This is a genomic window from Pedobacter endophyticus, from assembly GCF_015679185.1.
Lineage (GTDB): Bacteria > Bacteroidota > Bacteroidia > Sphingobacteriales > Sphingobacteriaceae > Pedobacter > Pedobacter endophyticus.
Genome location: NZ_CP064939.1, coordinates 3520864 through 3535554 on the forward strand (window position 1 = coordinate 3520864; position 14691 = coordinate 3535554).

13 protein-coding genes are annotated in these 14691 nt (G+C 36.8%); 2 read left to right on the forward strand and 11 right to left on the reverse strand.

Annotated elements, in window-relative coordinates:
* Window positions 1-2: 2 nt before the first annotated feature.
* Genes IZT61_RS14280 through IZT61_RS14320 form a run of 9 tightly spaced genes read right to left on the reverse strand, consistent with a single transcriptional unit; the run spans window position 3 to window position 10216 of the window.
* Entirely contained in the window at window positions 3-1424 is a 1422-nt protein-coding gene (locus IZT61_RS14280; protein WP_196097611.1) for an aminoglycoside 6-adenylyltransferase, read from the reverse strand.
* Window position 1425: 1 nt separating this feature from the next.
* Window positions 1426-3849 (reverse strand): outer membrane beta-barrel family protein, encoded by a 2424-nt coding sequence (locus tag IZT61_RS14285; protein ID WP_196097613.1) that lies wholly within the window; start codon window positions 3847-3849, stop codon window positions 1426-1428.
* A 30-nt stretch (window positions 3850-3879) separates the two neighbouring features.
* Window positions 3880-4938: a peptidogalycan biosysnthesis protein gene (locus IZT61_RS14290; RefSeq protein WP_196097615.1), complete on the reverse strand. Its 1059-nt coding sequence runs from the start codon at window positions 4936-4938 to the stop codon at window positions 3880-3882.
* A complete protein-coding gene (locus IZT61_RS14295) occupies window positions 4935-6575 on the reverse strand; it encodes a cyclic peptide export ABC transporter (protein WP_196097617.1) in 1641 nt (546 codons plus the stop codon). The genes IZT61_RS14290 and IZT61_RS14295 overlap by 4 nt, the downstream gene beginning before the upstream one ends.
* Window positions 6576-6617: 42 nt before the next feature.
* Entirely contained in the window at window positions 6618-7739 is a 1122-nt protein-coding gene (locus IZT61_RS14300; RefSeq protein ID WP_196097619.1) for a hypothetical protein, read from the reverse strand.
* Window positions 7740-7763: 24 nt separating this feature from the next.
* The gene (locus IZT61_RS22450) at window positions 7764-8186 is read right to left on the reverse strand and encodes a hypothetical protein (protein WP_196101322.1); all 423 of its coding nucleotides are present in this window, start codon (window positions 8184-8186) and stop codon (window positions 7764-7766) included.
* The gene (locus IZT61_RS22455; protein WP_196097621.1) at window positions 8173-8850 is read right to left on the reverse strand and encodes a DUF3419 family protein; all 678 of its coding nucleotides are present in this window, start codon (window positions 8848-8850) and stop codon (window positions 8173-8175) included. The genes IZT61_RS22450 and IZT61_RS22455 overlap by 14 nt, the downstream gene beginning before the upstream one ends.
* A 6-nt stretch (window positions 8851-8856) precedes the next feature.
* Window positions 8857-9597, reverse strand: coding sequence for an iron-containing redox enzyme family protein (locus tag IZT61_RS14315; protein ID WP_196097622.1), 741 nt, complete (start codon window positions 9595-9597; stop codon window positions 8857-8859).
* A gap of 7 nt (window positions 9598-9604) precedes the next feature.
* Window positions 9605-10216 (reverse strand): hypothetical protein, encoded by a 612-nt coding sequence (locus tag IZT61_RS14320; protein ID WP_196097624.1) that lies wholly within the window; start codon window positions 10214-10216, stop codon window positions 9605-9607.
* Window positions 10217-10412: 196 nt separating this feature from the next.
* Between IZT61_RS14320 and IZT61_RS14325 the strand changes: the two genes are divergently transcribed.
* Entirely contained in the window at window positions 10413-10625 is a 213-nt protein-coding gene (locus tag IZT61_RS14325; protein WP_196097625.1) for a helix-turn-helix domain-containing protein, read from the forward strand.
* A 363-nt stretch (window positions 10626-10988) separates the two neighbouring features.
* Here IZT61_RS14325 and IZT61_RS14330 read toward each other — a convergent pair whose 3' ends face one another.
* Window positions 10989-11570, reverse strand: a complete 582-nt coding sequence (locus IZT61_RS14330; protein WP_196097627.1) for a carboxypeptidase-like regulatory domain-containing protein — start codon at window positions 11568-11570, stop codon at window positions 10989-10991.
* Window positions 11571-11753: 183 nt separating this feature from the next.
* On the reverse strand, window positions 11754-13409 hold the full coding sequence (locus IZT61_RS14335; protein ID WP_196097629.1) for a glutamine--tRNA ligase/YqeY domain fusion protein: 1656 nt from the start codon (window positions 13407-13409) through the stop codon (window positions 11754-11756).
* Window positions 13410-14226: 817 nt separating this feature from the next.
* Here IZT61_RS14335 and IZT61_RS14340 point away from each other — a divergent pair.
* Window positions 14227-14688 (forward strand): cobalamin B12-binding domain-containing protein, encoded by a 462-nt coding sequence (locus tag IZT61_RS14340; protein WP_230383713.1) that lies wholly within the window; start codon window positions 14227-14229, stop codon window positions 14686-14688.
* Window positions 14689-14691: the final 3 nt, after the last annotated feature.

Consider the following 14691-nt stretch of genomic DNA (forward strand, 5'->3'; position numbering starts at 1 on the left):
TGCTATGTTTGTATAATTAAATTATCATTTATAAATGCCTCAACTACTTGTTCAAAATTTGGATTGACAGATAAACCGGCCTTCAATGCTACTTGGTGAGAAATTCTTTTATAAGCCCAAATCGTTTTCTGAATTGAGGCTTTCATTTCATTAATGCTGCTGTGCGGATAAATACCACTTGCAATCATCGCGGCGATATCAATTTGACTTGTAATTGGTTCGCCAGCATAAGTCTTGAGGTCATTTAGCCAATCGATCATTTCGCTTAGCCTTTTTTTGATATTGTTATCCAATATAAAAATGGCATAATAAAAGTCATTTCTAATCAATTTTACCATCATTTTATAACAGTACTGCCAAAACTGATTATAGTTGTTATAGAACATGTCATTATACGCTTCACTTTTATAAAATTCTAAGTTAGCATTGAGCAGAGCAGGTAAGTTATGCTGTTTAGAGCAATTGATTTTACATTCAGAACATTGCGGTTTTTTAATACTTTTACTTATCAGGGTTTCCAAATCACTATTGATTTTAAAGCCTTTCGACAAAGCGATTGGATGGGATAATTGTTGGTAAACCAAAATTGACTGATCAATAGCATTAGTCATACGGGGGAAATCCTGATGAGGAAATATACTATATAACTGTTGAATAATCGATTCATCACACCAATCATATATCTTCGCTCCTTTATAAAACACGTCCAGATCTTTATTATTTGGATCCAGCAATGTATGCCAGTATACCATTTGAATCAGCGATTTTTTGATTTCATGATCATGGACATTTAATGCCTGAAAATAGTGTCCTCTTTCTAACTCAAGATTCATCTTGCAACAGGATTGCCAGAACTGGTTATAATTCCGCTCAAAAGTATTTTCATTAATCAGATTATTGCGTTCTTGATAAAGCTCATGTTTATATGCATCAAAAATTCTTTCAATTAGACTTTTGATATTCACTTGATCGTAGAGTATTTGATATCCTCTTTTTAGATAATAATGGAAAGTATATAGTTTTTTATCCACGCTTTCCAATAACTTTTTTGGAATAACAGTTGATAAACCGACTTTCTTCAGCCATAAGAAATACTTTGCCGTCCGAAATTCACTAATATCTACCGTGATAATATCTAGACTAAACTCATTTTCGAGTACAATTCTGTTAAACAGAATTTGATCCATCAGCTCTTCCACAATTACCCTGGAAAGTATATTTCCGAAACTTTCTAAAAGCCATTGGTTTTGGTTTTTATCAAGATAACGAGCTCTATCAGTAGTGAAAATGAAAATATCCAAATCGGAGTTCTCATCAACTTTTTTTCTATTAGTCGATCCAAAAGATACAATTGCCTTTATATCAGCATTATTCTCGGCCAGATCTATTGTTGCGGTTATGGCTTCGGTTAATCTGCTTTTCATGTTATTTAATTACACGTTCTTCTATCTCGTCAATAGCCTTGTTAATTTTTCGTTGCACTTCCAGTTTGATATTTCCGAAAGTATGGGTGTAAGTTAGCCTGACTATTCTTGACTCATACCTATAATCGGTTAAAGCAGAAAAATTCGGATTCCCTTCATTTATTGATGTTACATGATAACGGTCTGAAAGAATATTGCTGATACTAAGTTGCAAACGATCATTTGAAGCCAACCATTTTTTATCAATTGACACATCAATTTTATTGGAAGGACTTGTCCTTGAAGCACCTGTGAGTCTGGCAGACTGGTAGGAACCAAATACCTGAATATAGTATTGTTTTGACAGCATGAAATTCTGAGTGCTTTTAATTCTATAGTATGAATCTGATAAGCGTCCTCTGCTTAAAAGCTGAGTAGATTGTAATACACCCTGTAAGGAATTATCGATCTGCCACCAATCAGACAGCCTCACAGGTATATACAACAATGCTGAATATATTTTATTATTTTTAAGGTTGATTGGCATAAAAACCTGCCTGTTATCCTCAGAGAGAACAGGTTGAAATCTAAATATCGGATCAATTGTATTTATGAATTCAGTAGTGATCGAGTATCTTTTAAAATTGTACGTCAACGTATATACATCACTTAATGAAGGCTTCAGGGATATATTTCCATTATAAAGGGTTGTAGGATCTAAAAACAAAATGAACGGAGCAAGATCGTTATAAGTCGGCCTGCTGATTCTTTTGCCATACGATAACAACAAAGTGCTGTTAGCATTCAATGTCCTTGACAAAAACAAGGTCGGAAATACCCTTCCCAAATTTCGGTTCACAACTTGTTTTTGTTCAATAATAGTTAAATGAGTATCCGAATTTTCATAACGCAATCCAACGTTCATAGTTGTGTTTTTATTAATATTCCATTTCGCTGAACCATAAAAGGCATGAATAATTTCATTCAAATGAGAGCGTCCACTCATCGCTGGGTCAGGCACGTATTCCTGACCGAGTAATCGTGCCACACTAACGAGATTATCCAATGAGGTAAGGGTAACTTTATATCCCGCTTCCAGTTTCATATTTTTATTGACCTGAACACCATAGTCGGTCCTTGCTGCCCAAATATTTACAGGCGTTCTCTTCTCAGAAGTAAAAACGTCCTTTAGAATCTCCTTATTTGCAGCATCAGCATAGGTGTTCTCATAGAAATTGGGGTTTTTATTATAAAAATACAAATAGTCCAGATCGACATCCAGATTTGATTTTTTATCGATTTTATACGCTAAATTTACATTACCAGTAAACAAAGTTTTCTTGCTGTTTTCTGAATTAAAAATGCCTAAATTCACGATGGAATCAGGTCGATAATAGATATTCCCTCTACTCTTTACATGCTGATCCCATGTATTCAGAAGCCCATAAATGCTACTTCCTAAAGTTGTTTTATCATTTAAACTGAAATCCAGACCAAGTCTTCCAGAATAGTTAGCACTTGTAGGAAATCTGCTTGAAACGATTGCGCTTGAATAATTACTTGCATTCGTGGTGATTGTTTTATAATTCTCAAAACGCCTATAGGAACGGTCCCGATTATAAGATAAGTCGCCAAAAAAATTGAGTGCTTTTTTTCTTGTATTCCAGTTTACTGCCAACCGCTGCTTGTCAAAATCACCAAAGCCTAATGCCGTAGTATATGCACCATTAGTACCATCGGTAGTCCTTTTGTTCAGCAGAATATTGATCAGCCCACCTGCATTTCCAGCTTCATATTTTGCAGGTGGATTGGTAATCAACTCAATCTGCTTAATGTTTCCAGCCTCCATTGTATTCAGCATCTGTATCAGTGAGCTTAAAGGGATATTGACAATTTTTCCTTCCAGCATAATTCCAACCTCTTCTTTTCCATTCAACGAAAGGGAAGAAGTTTGACGATCAACCTTTACCCCAGGTAGCTTTTCTAAAACCTCAAGGACACTTCCGGAAACTAATGTATTTTGATTACCAATATTGACGGCTACGCGATCAATTTGTCGTTCATAAAGCGGCCTGTTTGCTTTTATACTTACCTCTTTCAAGTTGACTTCACTAGGTTCCAGGTGAATAGCTGGAATGATTGTGTTTAATTCTCTAATTGAAACAGGAACCCTGCTATTCTTGTAAGACCATGAAATTAAAGAAACAAAATACTCCCCCATATTATTAACCTGTAATTTATATTTACCATCCAGCGTAGTCATTGAAGAGGCGACTGTGGAGGAATCTGAGAGCCTGACAACGGAGATTTTTGTATAGGCTACCGGCAGATTTTTATTATCCAACACTTCACCAGTTATGCTATATTGACCCCGTATATTGCCAAACCAGCAAAGTAGGATAAATGAAATGATCAGAAAAGGTTTTGATAGAATTGGGAGCAACATAAAACTAAAATTAAAGCGTTTGCATTGTATTTATTTTGTGGGTCTAAGAAACTTATTTAAAAGATGTGCAACAGGCTTTTTAAAGATTGCGGTTAGTACTGGATTTTTAAGAAGCACTGATATATATACATCTTCATGCCCGGCCTGAAACTTATCCTTCATCGATGCAGAGGAAGATCCCATATCAATATGGAGACATCTTTGGTCAATGGCAAAACGAATCGATTCAAGCATAATCTGATACCAAAGATTGTGCGTTTTAGTAAACCTGTAATCGAATCCTGTGAACAAACATTTCACTTCCCGACTATTGAAGAACATCAGACCGAATGCAGCAATCTTATTTTGTAGGTTATAAGTAATAACCTTAGTTTTGATTTTACTGTCACACAGTGCAGAAAATACAGATCGGTTAACCGCTGCTGTTCTGTTTTCTTTAGCTTTCGCATTAGTTTTCTGATATAGAGGATAAATCAGATCGACTAATTCTGGAGTTAGTTCATAGAGCCCAACACTCACCGCAGAATCTTGCTTACATTTCATTACACTTCTAAAATAATTACGTTTTTTTGAGGGTAATGCATTGAAATAATCTTCAAATGAGGCAAAAGAAGCTATATTCAGATAGCTCTTCACTAATGCATGATGATTTAAAAACCCCATGTCTTGGTTTTTGGCCATCAATGGTTGATCTGCTGTACCATAAAATTCACGTAAAATAACTACGTAAAATTTATACTGCTTCTTCAAGGTCTGCAGAATTTGCTTTACAAAGGTGCTATAAGAAATATGATTTTCACTGTGCCAGAACGCTTTTCCATTTGTTTTAGGAGCTCCAAACATAGCTATGGCGATTGGAAACCCGGCAATTCTGATCTTCAAAATTGATATTAAACAAATAAAGATAATCTCCCCTTTTACAGATCCAGTATAGAAAAATGTATTAATATCCTGCTTATTATACAAGTGAAGATAGTCGAGTGTTAATGTAAAATTATTCGTTGCCACATGGAGATTCCAACTCTCTGTCTTAGGCTTATCCGCACAAAAAGCAGACAAGCTGTTATTCACAATATTCAACTCTGTCATAAAGCTATAAAATTGGGATTTTCATGAGTAACACGTATTAGCTTTCCTTCCTGCATTTTATATATGTAGTCAGTAAAGTAATAATATTTATCATCGTGGGTGATTGCGATTATGGTGAACCCTTTTCGTTTAAGCAAAGGAATGATCTCTTCATAAAATTTTTTCCTGAAATAAGGGTCCTGATCGGCTGCCCATTCATCCAAAACTACAATAGGTTTATTCTCTAATAACACACAAACTAAAGCTAACCGTTTCCTTTGTCCCATTGATAAACCTCTGGTGGTAAATACATTATCTTGCCATCCCACCTTATCATTTAATTCAAAGATAGTCAGATACTCCTGTACCTGGATTGGGTCAACCTCAGGATTAAATACTTGATCAAAGAGATAATAATCACTAAAAACGGCTCCGAACAACATTTTAAAAACCCCAATATTATCGAATCCAATCAACACATCATCGACATATACCTGACCAGTACCTGGCTTCAGTAGGCCTAATAAAAGCAACATAAAAGTGGTTTTTCCGCTTCCATTGCCTCCATAAATAAAATACACATTCCCCCGCCCGATCTCAAGGTCAATCGGTCCAATGCCAAAACCATTTTCCTGGCAAACGCTGGTTGGATAAGTGTACTTTAGATCCTGAACTTTGATCCTGGAAAAATTATCAAAAACCTCCTTTTTGGTAATTGGATGATCATTGAATATGGTGCTAAATGTATCGCGTAAATCTACAACACGCTTGTATGCAATATTTGCCTGGTATAGCCCTGGTAAGAGTGCCATAGTCGTTTCAATTGCACTACGCAGAAACAGGAGTATAAAAACAAAATTAATTGATGTGGCCATTGGCAGACCGAACCTATTATTGAAAAACATCAAAACTGATAGTATGAGCGTAAAGAAAAGAATCTGTCCCGTCAGCTGATTAAGAGAAATTCCGGTAAAAGCTTTAATGTTCAAGCCAATAGACCTTTCCGCAATTTGTTCTAATTTAACTTGCCCCAGGATAGTCTTTTTATGCCGATCCAAAGATATTTCCTTGAACCCATTTATTAATGAATCCAATAGACTTACAAACTGCTCTTCTTCATTTCTTGCGGCTTTTAGAAAAAACTGATTTCTCTTGAATGAAATACGATAAATAAAAGCTCCTGATACGATGACTATTAAGGTAAGAATGAACAACAATATACTGAGGTAGGCAAGATAGGCCATGCAAAGAATCATGGTCAAAAGGGAAGTAAGAAAATAGATGCAATGTTCGGCAGATTGTGTCAAAATCGAAACGTCACTAATTAAGCATGCTGTAATTTTATGGGAATGCCTTTTAAAGTCGTTGAAGTTGGCATCAGACATTATTCTAACGACCTCTACTCTAAGCTTCCAAAACAAATGTTGTGAAAGCTTAATGGTTGAAAATGAGAAATAGATTCGCGTTAGGGCATATAAACCGATAAGTACAATCAAAAAAAGACAGTACTTTAATTCAAAGACTAAAGCTTTATCATTAACTTGTTTGTTGATCAACAGGTTAACCAAACTGATAAAGCCCAAAGTCAAGCTACTTGAGATTGTGCCCAACAAAAAAACTTTGATGAAATTTAGCTTTGATATAATAGGGTCTCTCATATTTTACTTGATGTTGGTAGGCCGTTATTAATTGATGCTTACCTATTTATTCAAATACATTATCGTTTTATTACAGATGGAAATAAAAAATCTCCAAATTGATTTTTTAATGAGGCTGAGATGATCAAAATAGATCAAGTCATATTCTGCTCTTGCAATGCCTCCTCTATTTTTTTTAAACTCATCACCTCCAGAGCTATAGTTTAAATTTTTATGTTGTGTCTTTGCATCAAGAACCCTGATGGCAAAATTTAAGGTATACAAATGAAAGTAATCAGCAGTATTCTGTTTGCACGCTCCCAGCGAACTGATGATGCTCCCATTATCTAAAAATGTTACAGTGAAGGCCACAACTTCCTGATCTGAATTTTTAAATGCCTGTAACTTAAAAAACGGTAGTGCTCTAATCATTTCAAACCACTGTTGATTATAAGGCAAGCTATATTTAGAGTGTTTGCCGAAATAAAGTTGATTATATAAATGCCTTATGGTAACCATATCAATACTTTTTAATTGATCTCCCTGTGTTAGCAGATAAGTAGTCTTTGCATTAGCCTTAATAGCTTTTTTAATATCGGACTTTTTTAAAAATTCTTCATCCATATCTACAGCATACACTATACGGTTCGTTAAGCAATTCGAATTAGGCAAAGACATGCCCTCAAAATGAAGATAATTGTTTACCCCTTTGAAAATTATCGCATATGATTTATAGGCACCTTGAAAGAATTCGCGGATATTCAATAACTCTTCATTGTTCAGATAAACGGATGCCCCGGTAGGTATTATCCAGCAGTTAACATATACTGCTTTATTTATCCTTACCAGATTAAGCAGCGCATTCAGTATTATCCCCAGACATTGTAAAGAGCCATATAGCAAACGGCTTTTAACCTTTTCCTTAACAGAATCTATCCCATGTTTAATATAATGAACACTCAGAGCTGATAAATAAGAGGATTTATCCTTTCCCTGGTTTATAACGATTGGAATAATTTTATCATTGACTACTAACAACTTGAATTCAGAATTAAATCCATCAATATAATATTGAGGCCCTTTTTCAAGCAGATTTATTAAATAGCCATCAGGCCCATCTTCTGAACGATAAACATGGGATAATGATTCATATTCAGTTACAGAAGAGCACAAATTAATGACCATAAAATGTATGATTTATCATCGTGCTTATTTTAGTTTATAGATGTCAATGTTCCATAACTGAGTAGACTCTTGTAAAAACAGAGGCCGATATAAATTGCCAATTTCTTCAAAGCCATCAATTTGTGGCCGCGTTATTCTAAGATTACCTCTGACAACAACTTTGCCTGCGTTGGTCAAGTACGGTTTCAATAATTGCAGATAGCTTGTCTCTAATTTACCGCCCATAAAAGATGGGACATCGGAGAGAGAAATAAAATCTATACTCTTCGGCGCTGTTTCCTGGATTACTTTTAATATATCACCCTTAATATATTTGATCTCACAGTTCTCCAACCCTATTTTAACCTTATTGAACACTTCTGCATCTGCTTCAATCGGATTTGCACGGGTATTGATTAATTTTCCAAAGAAACAAAGTTGTGCAAAAAAGCTTTTATTTACATCCATCTGGTGGAATATCTGATTGAAAAATTCTTTTAAAATTTTTAAAGTGAGATCCCGGGATATTTTTCTTTGGAAAATCCCCTTTATAAAGCAGGCTATTTAATACAGAAGTATTTCCAAGTAAGCGCAAAACCAAATCCCATCTATGCCTTGGAAATCGATCAGTTAAATACGCTATCTGTTCTGGTAGGCTATTAGTTTCAAACAGCATTTGCCCCTTTCTACCCGTAATCAAACGATTCACCTTAGATAATTTAATCAGAGTCTGTTCAAACTGACCCGTGTAAATAATCTCTGACCATTTAGCATTTACAAACACCTTTTCAAGATAAATCCGGGCCGGCTCAGAAAGGGGAAGCTGATCAAAGATTTTCCGTCGTTCGTCTGGAAGCAGAAATACAGGTGGGTATCCCAAAAAGGCTAGATACTGCTCAAAGTCCAAATATTTTATCGCCTCATACCGAAGTTCTGTCAGAAACAATTGTTCGTCAAGAATATCTACACAAGTTAATTTTTTGGGGCTGCGTGCAAGTAGAGGAAGCATTCTTCCTCCGCTGCCTGCTATACCCATAACATGGTTTACGTCTTCCTCTAGTATATTATATTCAACTCTAGAATCTTCGTCACCCAAACTGTAGTTTAAGTTCTTAAAGTACTTTGGAGACATAAATGGCTATTGGTTGATTAAGTGACTATATCTTGTTGAACTGTCAGACTGAAGTTTTAAATATTCTTCCACAATGTCATCCAGCATCTCAGATTGAAGTTTCAAACTGGTTATCAATACGTCCTGTACTGATGACCAATCATCTTCAGTTTTGCAATACTTCTGAATCATATTTTCAATCTCTGCCGCATGATCTTCATCAATTGCAGCATGAGATACCAGAAAGGTCGTGTGCTTATTATTTAGTTCCAGCTTTTCAATAACAGATTGCATCAATGTTTGAATATATTGATAGGAGTCTTCTGCCCAAAAGCTATATCCCAATCTTCTAAGGGGGTTTCCAACTTTGGAGATTCTATATAAATAACCAATGAATGTTTCTGTAGAGGATAGTGGAAGTGGCATATTTGTTTCATCTTGATCTTGGGTTACACCTAGGTTTGAAAGGTCATGGAACGCCATCATTTCATGACCTGCTTCCTCTTCTGCGTGCTCATAGCAAAATTTCATATAATTGGAGGGCATTGATTCGAATCTTGTAGCTACCAATGCTTGATGCTTTGGATTATGCTGAACATAATGATATGTTTCAATTAAGTATATAGCATAAAATCGCCGATCATATTCTCCATTCAGAATAAAATTACACCACTTAGAGTTCTTGATAATTTTATTCCATTCTCTATCCCGCAGTTCAGACAAAGCAGTAAATTCTTTCGACCTTAATTCTGTTAATGATTTTTCCATAATTTATTTATTTTAAAGTACTTGTTTTTAATACTTTCTTTTTTATTAATTTATTAAAGCTTGATATCTCACCGGTAACCAAATAATATTTATGATCTGCTCTACCCTTCAATAAAAAGCCCTCATCTATCACTGAACTTGCACCTATATTCTTATAGAGCCTTACTAAGCCTAACTTACAGACGGCGAAATAGACTGTATAAGGAGTGTTCTGAAGAACCCAATCTGAAAAATGATAGAACATAAAAGCATGAAGATTTTGATTCCTATATCGATCTTCAATATAAACTCTATTAAGTTGCACGGCCTTATCTTTGTCAAGACTTAAGTTAATATCGTCTGGCAGATTCGATGAGATTTCCCATGCCTCATCATGATATGGCGTAATTCTGCAACTTGCTACAACTCGATTATCAACTGTAACATAAAATAGTATAGAATAATCATCGAATTTATCCTTAGCAGGAAACTCTTTGGTTAAATCAAGAATATATGGAAAGTCTTTTTGACATATGTTCAACCTTGAATTATAAATAGCTAAATATTCTGATTGCGATTGGGCTCTCTTAAAAACAAAAGACGTTGTTTCGTTTTTCTTTAAATCTAGAAATATGGACATAATCTGAATATTATAAGATTAACTAAAGCTATAGTATGATTTATAATATTCCTAAACGGAGTATGTTTAAAATTATACACCAGATGTATAATTTATTATTTGCTTTTGGCTATAATATTTTGATTGTTCAATCTAAATATCTACACTTGCATGTCTAACTCTTTCCTATCATCCCTAGGAAGCTAAACTTAACGCTATGGATGAGGAAAAAATAAAATTAATTTGCACGAAAATTAGATTAAAAAGAATTGAGATGGGTTACAGCCAAGAATACATGGCTTACCAATTGAGCATATCTCAAAATGTTTATTCGCAAAATGAAAGAAATATTAAAAATGTTCCTTTCTATAGGGTTTTACTGCTTGTTAATATCTTAGGGCTTGATATCTCAGAATTGATTAATGCTTAGTCATCATTGCTAGGGTACTGAATCTACTATAATTCGGTCATTACCACGCTACCTAATCACCTTTATCCCAAACCGGGCGCCTATTTTCTGTTTATATGAGTGCTGGTATTGCCCCCAGTTTTGCTGGTGGTAGCTGAAATAACACCTGTTATTCGGCGAATTGAATACAATATAATAAGGAAACGACCTGTTCGAAGTTTCAGATCATCTACATATTCGAGGCCGACAAAAACACCGTCCTTTGGCAAATAGATGTTTCCATCGCTGATATCGATAATCAAATTGTTGATGCTACAGTCGTTCTTAAAAACGATATTTCGAGTGAGGAGTTCAGCATCTGGGCATCCCTTTCTTTTATCACGCCTAAATAAATGGACGCAGGCGATTCGTTGTACAATTGGTTGCCAGCGTCAATTTGGAGCGGTTTACAACTCTAACATCGTTCACTAGGTTATACAACAATTTCGTAATTAACAATGTTGAGTCGCGGGTTTTGTTTGGAACAAACTGCGCTACATAATTAGCCCGTTCGCCACTGGGCCCAACGTAGTTTCCAAAACCTACAGGACCCGTTAACTCCTGATCTTTAAAGTACCCTAATCGTATTCTTTTTTTAGGTTTAGCACTAACATTAACGGACTGAAATTGAACGCTTACCGGTGATGACTGAATCGTAACATCGTCGTTGCCCTGCTCAATATCGTAATTTATCGTTTCGTAGCCAACACAGCTGATTATAAGGTCCGATAATGCAGTTTTTATGCTGAATTTACCTACGCTATCAGTGTAAATTACTCGCCGCTGCCCAGTCACGTTTTTATACGTTACCGTAGCAAATGGAACGCCCAACGTGGTTTCGCTATTCACTACTTTCCCCTGTAGGTGTGTTTGACCAAAGCAAGCGAAACCAATGGAAAAAACTTTAAAGAAAAAAATAGACCTCATAAAAAGTAATCAGAATTAGTACCCGTTAAAGGTAAATTTCGAATGTGGGTTTTCCTAACCACCCCGTATTTAAGTCATACATCACACGTATAACTATGTTACTATAATAGAACAAAAACAGACTACACGCTTAGCGTCTAAAACCCATAAAAAAAGCGACCATTTTGTCGCTTTTTTTATGGGTTAATTAGGTTTCTTAAAAGTATCCTTTAACGTTACCGTCCGGTTGAAAACCAATTTGTCAGACGTCGAATCTTTATCCAGGCAGAAATAGCCTTTGCGAATAAACTGGTAGCGTCCATCCAAATCAGCTTCTGCCAATGCCGGCTCAATGTAAGCATTCGATAAAACCTTTAAGCTTTCAGGATTTAAGTATTCCTTAAAATCACCTTCCTCCGCATCTGGCGTTTCAGAGGTAAACAAACGATCGTACAACCGTATTTCAGCGGTTTTTGCATGTTGTGCACTCACCCAATGGATGGTACCTTTTACGTTTATGCCGCTCGTATCACTTCCGCTTTTCGACTCAGGTATATAAGTACAATGTATTTCGGTTACGTTTCCGTTTTCGTCCTTTACGAAATCTTCACATTTAACAATGTAAGCGAATTTCAAACGAACCATTGCACCTGGGGCCAAACGGAACCATTTCTTTGCGGGCACTTCCATAAAATCTTCCCGCTCAATCCAAAGCTCATTGCTAAAAGGAATCACACGCGTGCCGCCCCCATCTTCGGCTTCCGGATTGTTTTCGCCAATCAGTTCTTCCGTTCCCTTATCATAATTCGTAATAACCAATTTAATCGGATCTAAAACCGCCATTACACGGTTCGCTGTCTTGTTTAAATCCTCACGAATACAAAACTCCAATAAACTCAGCTCAATCAGGTTTTCGCGTTTAGCAATACCGATACGTTCACAAAACTCGCGAACGCTTTTCGGCGTAAATCCTCTTCTGCGTAAACCCGAAATTGTTGGCATCCGTGGGTCGTCCCAACCGCTTACCAGATTCTCGTTTACCAGTTGAAGCAATTTTCGCTTGCTCATTACCGTGCTCGTTAAATTTAAACGGGCAAACTCATATTGTTTCGACGGAAAGATCTCCAGTTTTTCGATAAACCAATCATACAGTTCACGGTGTGAAACATATTCAAGCGTACAAATCGAGTGCGTAATGTGCTCAATGCTATCGCTCTGACCGTGGGCAAAATCGTACATTGGGTAAATACACCATTTGTTGCCTGTACGGTGATGTTCAGCATGTTTAATGCGATAAATAATCGGGTCACGCATCAGCATATTGGGGCTTGCCATGTCAATTTTGGCCCTTAAAATATAAGCGCCATCAGCAAACTCACCATTTTTCATGCGGGTAAAAAGATCCAGATTTTCTTCCACGCTACGGTTTCTGAACGGACTATCCTGTCCCGGCTCCGTTGGCGTTCCCTTTAAGGCCGCAATCTCATCAGCCGAGCTTTCATCAACATAAGCCAGGCCTTTTTCTATCAATTTAACCGCAAAAGCGTACAACTCATCAAAATAATCAGATGCATACAGCTCATTCTTCCAGTTAAAGCCTAACCATTTTATATCCTCCTGCTGGCTGTTTACGTACTCCGTTTTTTCGGTTACCGGATTCGTATCGTCGAAACGCAAGTTCGTATAGCCGCCGTATTTTTGTGTCAGTCCGAAATTTAGGCATATCGCTTTGGCGTGGCCAATGTGTAAATAACCATTCGGTTCGGGCGGAAAACGCGTAACCAAAGTATCGTACTTGCCACTATTTAAGTCGTTCTCAACAATTTCTTCAATAAAGTTCAATGACTTCTCTTCACTCATAAAAAGCTGTAAATTAGGAATGCAAAGGTAAGGAAAATGAGCGGATTTATCAACGCCGACAGCTTTATAACCTTATTACATTTTTTCGTTTTACCGATTGATTGTCAGTATGTTATTTTGGTTTGCTATCCTGGAGCCTTTACCGTGGGCGCACCAAGCACCTAAAATAAACCTTATTGCGGCGATATCCTATTTTGATGCTTTAATGCTAACCAGGGTACAAACCTGCTCAAAATAGATTAAGCGGAAAGAAGGGCTTTGGTAACCGATACGTACAGGCTTTGCTTTATATAAAATGTTTAGTGCCTTCTTTTTTGAAGCGCAAAAGCAGTGGTCAAATTAACATTGTCACCCTGCCCGTTCCAATGCTATTAAGTTAAGGAATAATAATATGGTCATCCTAAGCGCCAACTATGAACGGTCGTCATCCTCAGCTTGGCTGGGGATTTTAATGCAAAGGCTCATACATCTGCATTAGGATTCCCTCCTGCGCGAGAAAGACGGCAAAAATAAAGATCATCCGATAGCTATCAAATCATACTTGATTCTATGCCTAAATTCTTTCTTATAATGACAGCCAAAAAGCTTAATTTAATAGCATTGCTGCCCGTTCTGTCAGGCGGGCGTGCAATGTCATTTAGTTAGGGGTATTATTGAAAACATTGTCACCCTAAGCCTGTCGAAGGGCTGCTAGAAAGGGCTTCGACAAGCTCAGACTGACAGCACCCTTCGTGCGTAACTAAATGACATTGGGATGCCGCTTCGCCCCGGGGCTAAAAACCAAATGCCTGCCAAAAGCATTAAACCAATTTTCCTAATGCTTAAAAATCGATACATTTACATCAACTTAATATTCGATATGGGCAAAATATTAAATCGGCCGATCCGTGTTTTAGTGGCCAAGGTGGGGCTCGATGGTCACGACAGGGGCGCTAAGGTAATCGCTACATCTTTGCGAGATGCAGGCATGGAGGTAATTTATACCGGGCTTCGGCAAACACCAGAAATGGTAGTAAATACCGCTCTGCAGGAAGATGTTGACGCCATCGGCATTTCTATCCTTTCGGGCGCACACATGACGGTGTTTCCAAAAATTATTCATTTGATGAAAGAAAAACAGCTCGATGATGTGCTGCTTACCGGCGGTGGGATTATCCCCGAAGGCGACCGCACAAAACTTGCTGAGTTGGGCGTTGGGGAATTATTTCCCCCTGGAACAACCATGGCGAGCATAGTTGATTATATTAAACATTGGGTTACAGAAAATAGAAATTTTTAAAGC

Coding starts and splice junctions, on each gene's coding strand:
- IZT61_RS14280 (WP_196097611.1), bottom strand. CDS start 1,424: ATGAAAAGCAGATTAACCGAAGCCATAACCGCAACAATAGATCTGGCC.
- IZT61_RS14285 (WP_196097613.1), bottom strand. CDS start 3,849: ATGTTGCTCCCAATTCTATCAAAACCTTTTCTGATCATTTCATTTATC.
- IZT61_RS14290 (WP_196097615.1), bottom strand. CDS start 4,938: ATGACAGAGTTGAATATTGTGAATAACAGCTTGTCTGCTTTTTGTGCG.
- IZT61_RS14295 (WP_196097617.1), bottom strand. CDS start 6,575: ATGAGAGACCCTATTATATCAAAGCTAAATTTCATCAAAGTTTTTTTG.
- IZT61_RS14300 (WP_196097619.1), bottom strand. CDS start 7,739: ATGGTCATTAATTTGTGCTCTTCTGTAACTGAATATGAATCATTATCC.
- IZT61_RS22450 (WP_196101322.1), bottom strand. CDS start 8,186: ATGGATGTAAATAAAAGCTTTTTTGCACAACTTTGTTTCTTTGGAAAA.
- IZT61_RS22455 (WP_196097621.1), bottom strand. CDS start 8,850: ATGTCTCCAAAGTACTTTAAGAACTTAAACTACAGTTTGGGTGACGAA.
- IZT61_RS14315 (WP_196097622.1), bottom strand. CDS start 9,597: ATGGAAAAATCATTAACAGAATTAAGGTCGAAAGAATTTACTGCTTTG.
- IZT61_RS14320 (WP_196097624.1), bottom strand. CDS start 10,216: ATGTCCATATTTCTAGATTTAAAGAAAAACGAAACAACGTCTTTTGTT.
- IZT61_RS14325 (WP_196097625.1), top strand. CDS start 10,413: ATGGATGAGGAAAAAATAAAATTAATTTGCACGAAAATTAGATTAAAA.
- IZT61_RS14330 (WP_196097627.1), bottom strand. CDS start 11,570: ATGAGGTCTATTTTTTTCTTTAAAGTTTTTTCCATTGGTTTCGCTTGC.
- IZT61_RS14335 (WP_196097629.1), bottom strand. CDS start 13,409: ATGAGTGAAGAGAAGTCATTGAACTTTATTGAAGAAATTGTTGAGAAC.
- IZT61_RS14340 (WP_230383713.1), top strand. CDS start 14,227: ATGCTTAAAAATCGATACATTTACATCAACTTAATATTCGATATGGGC.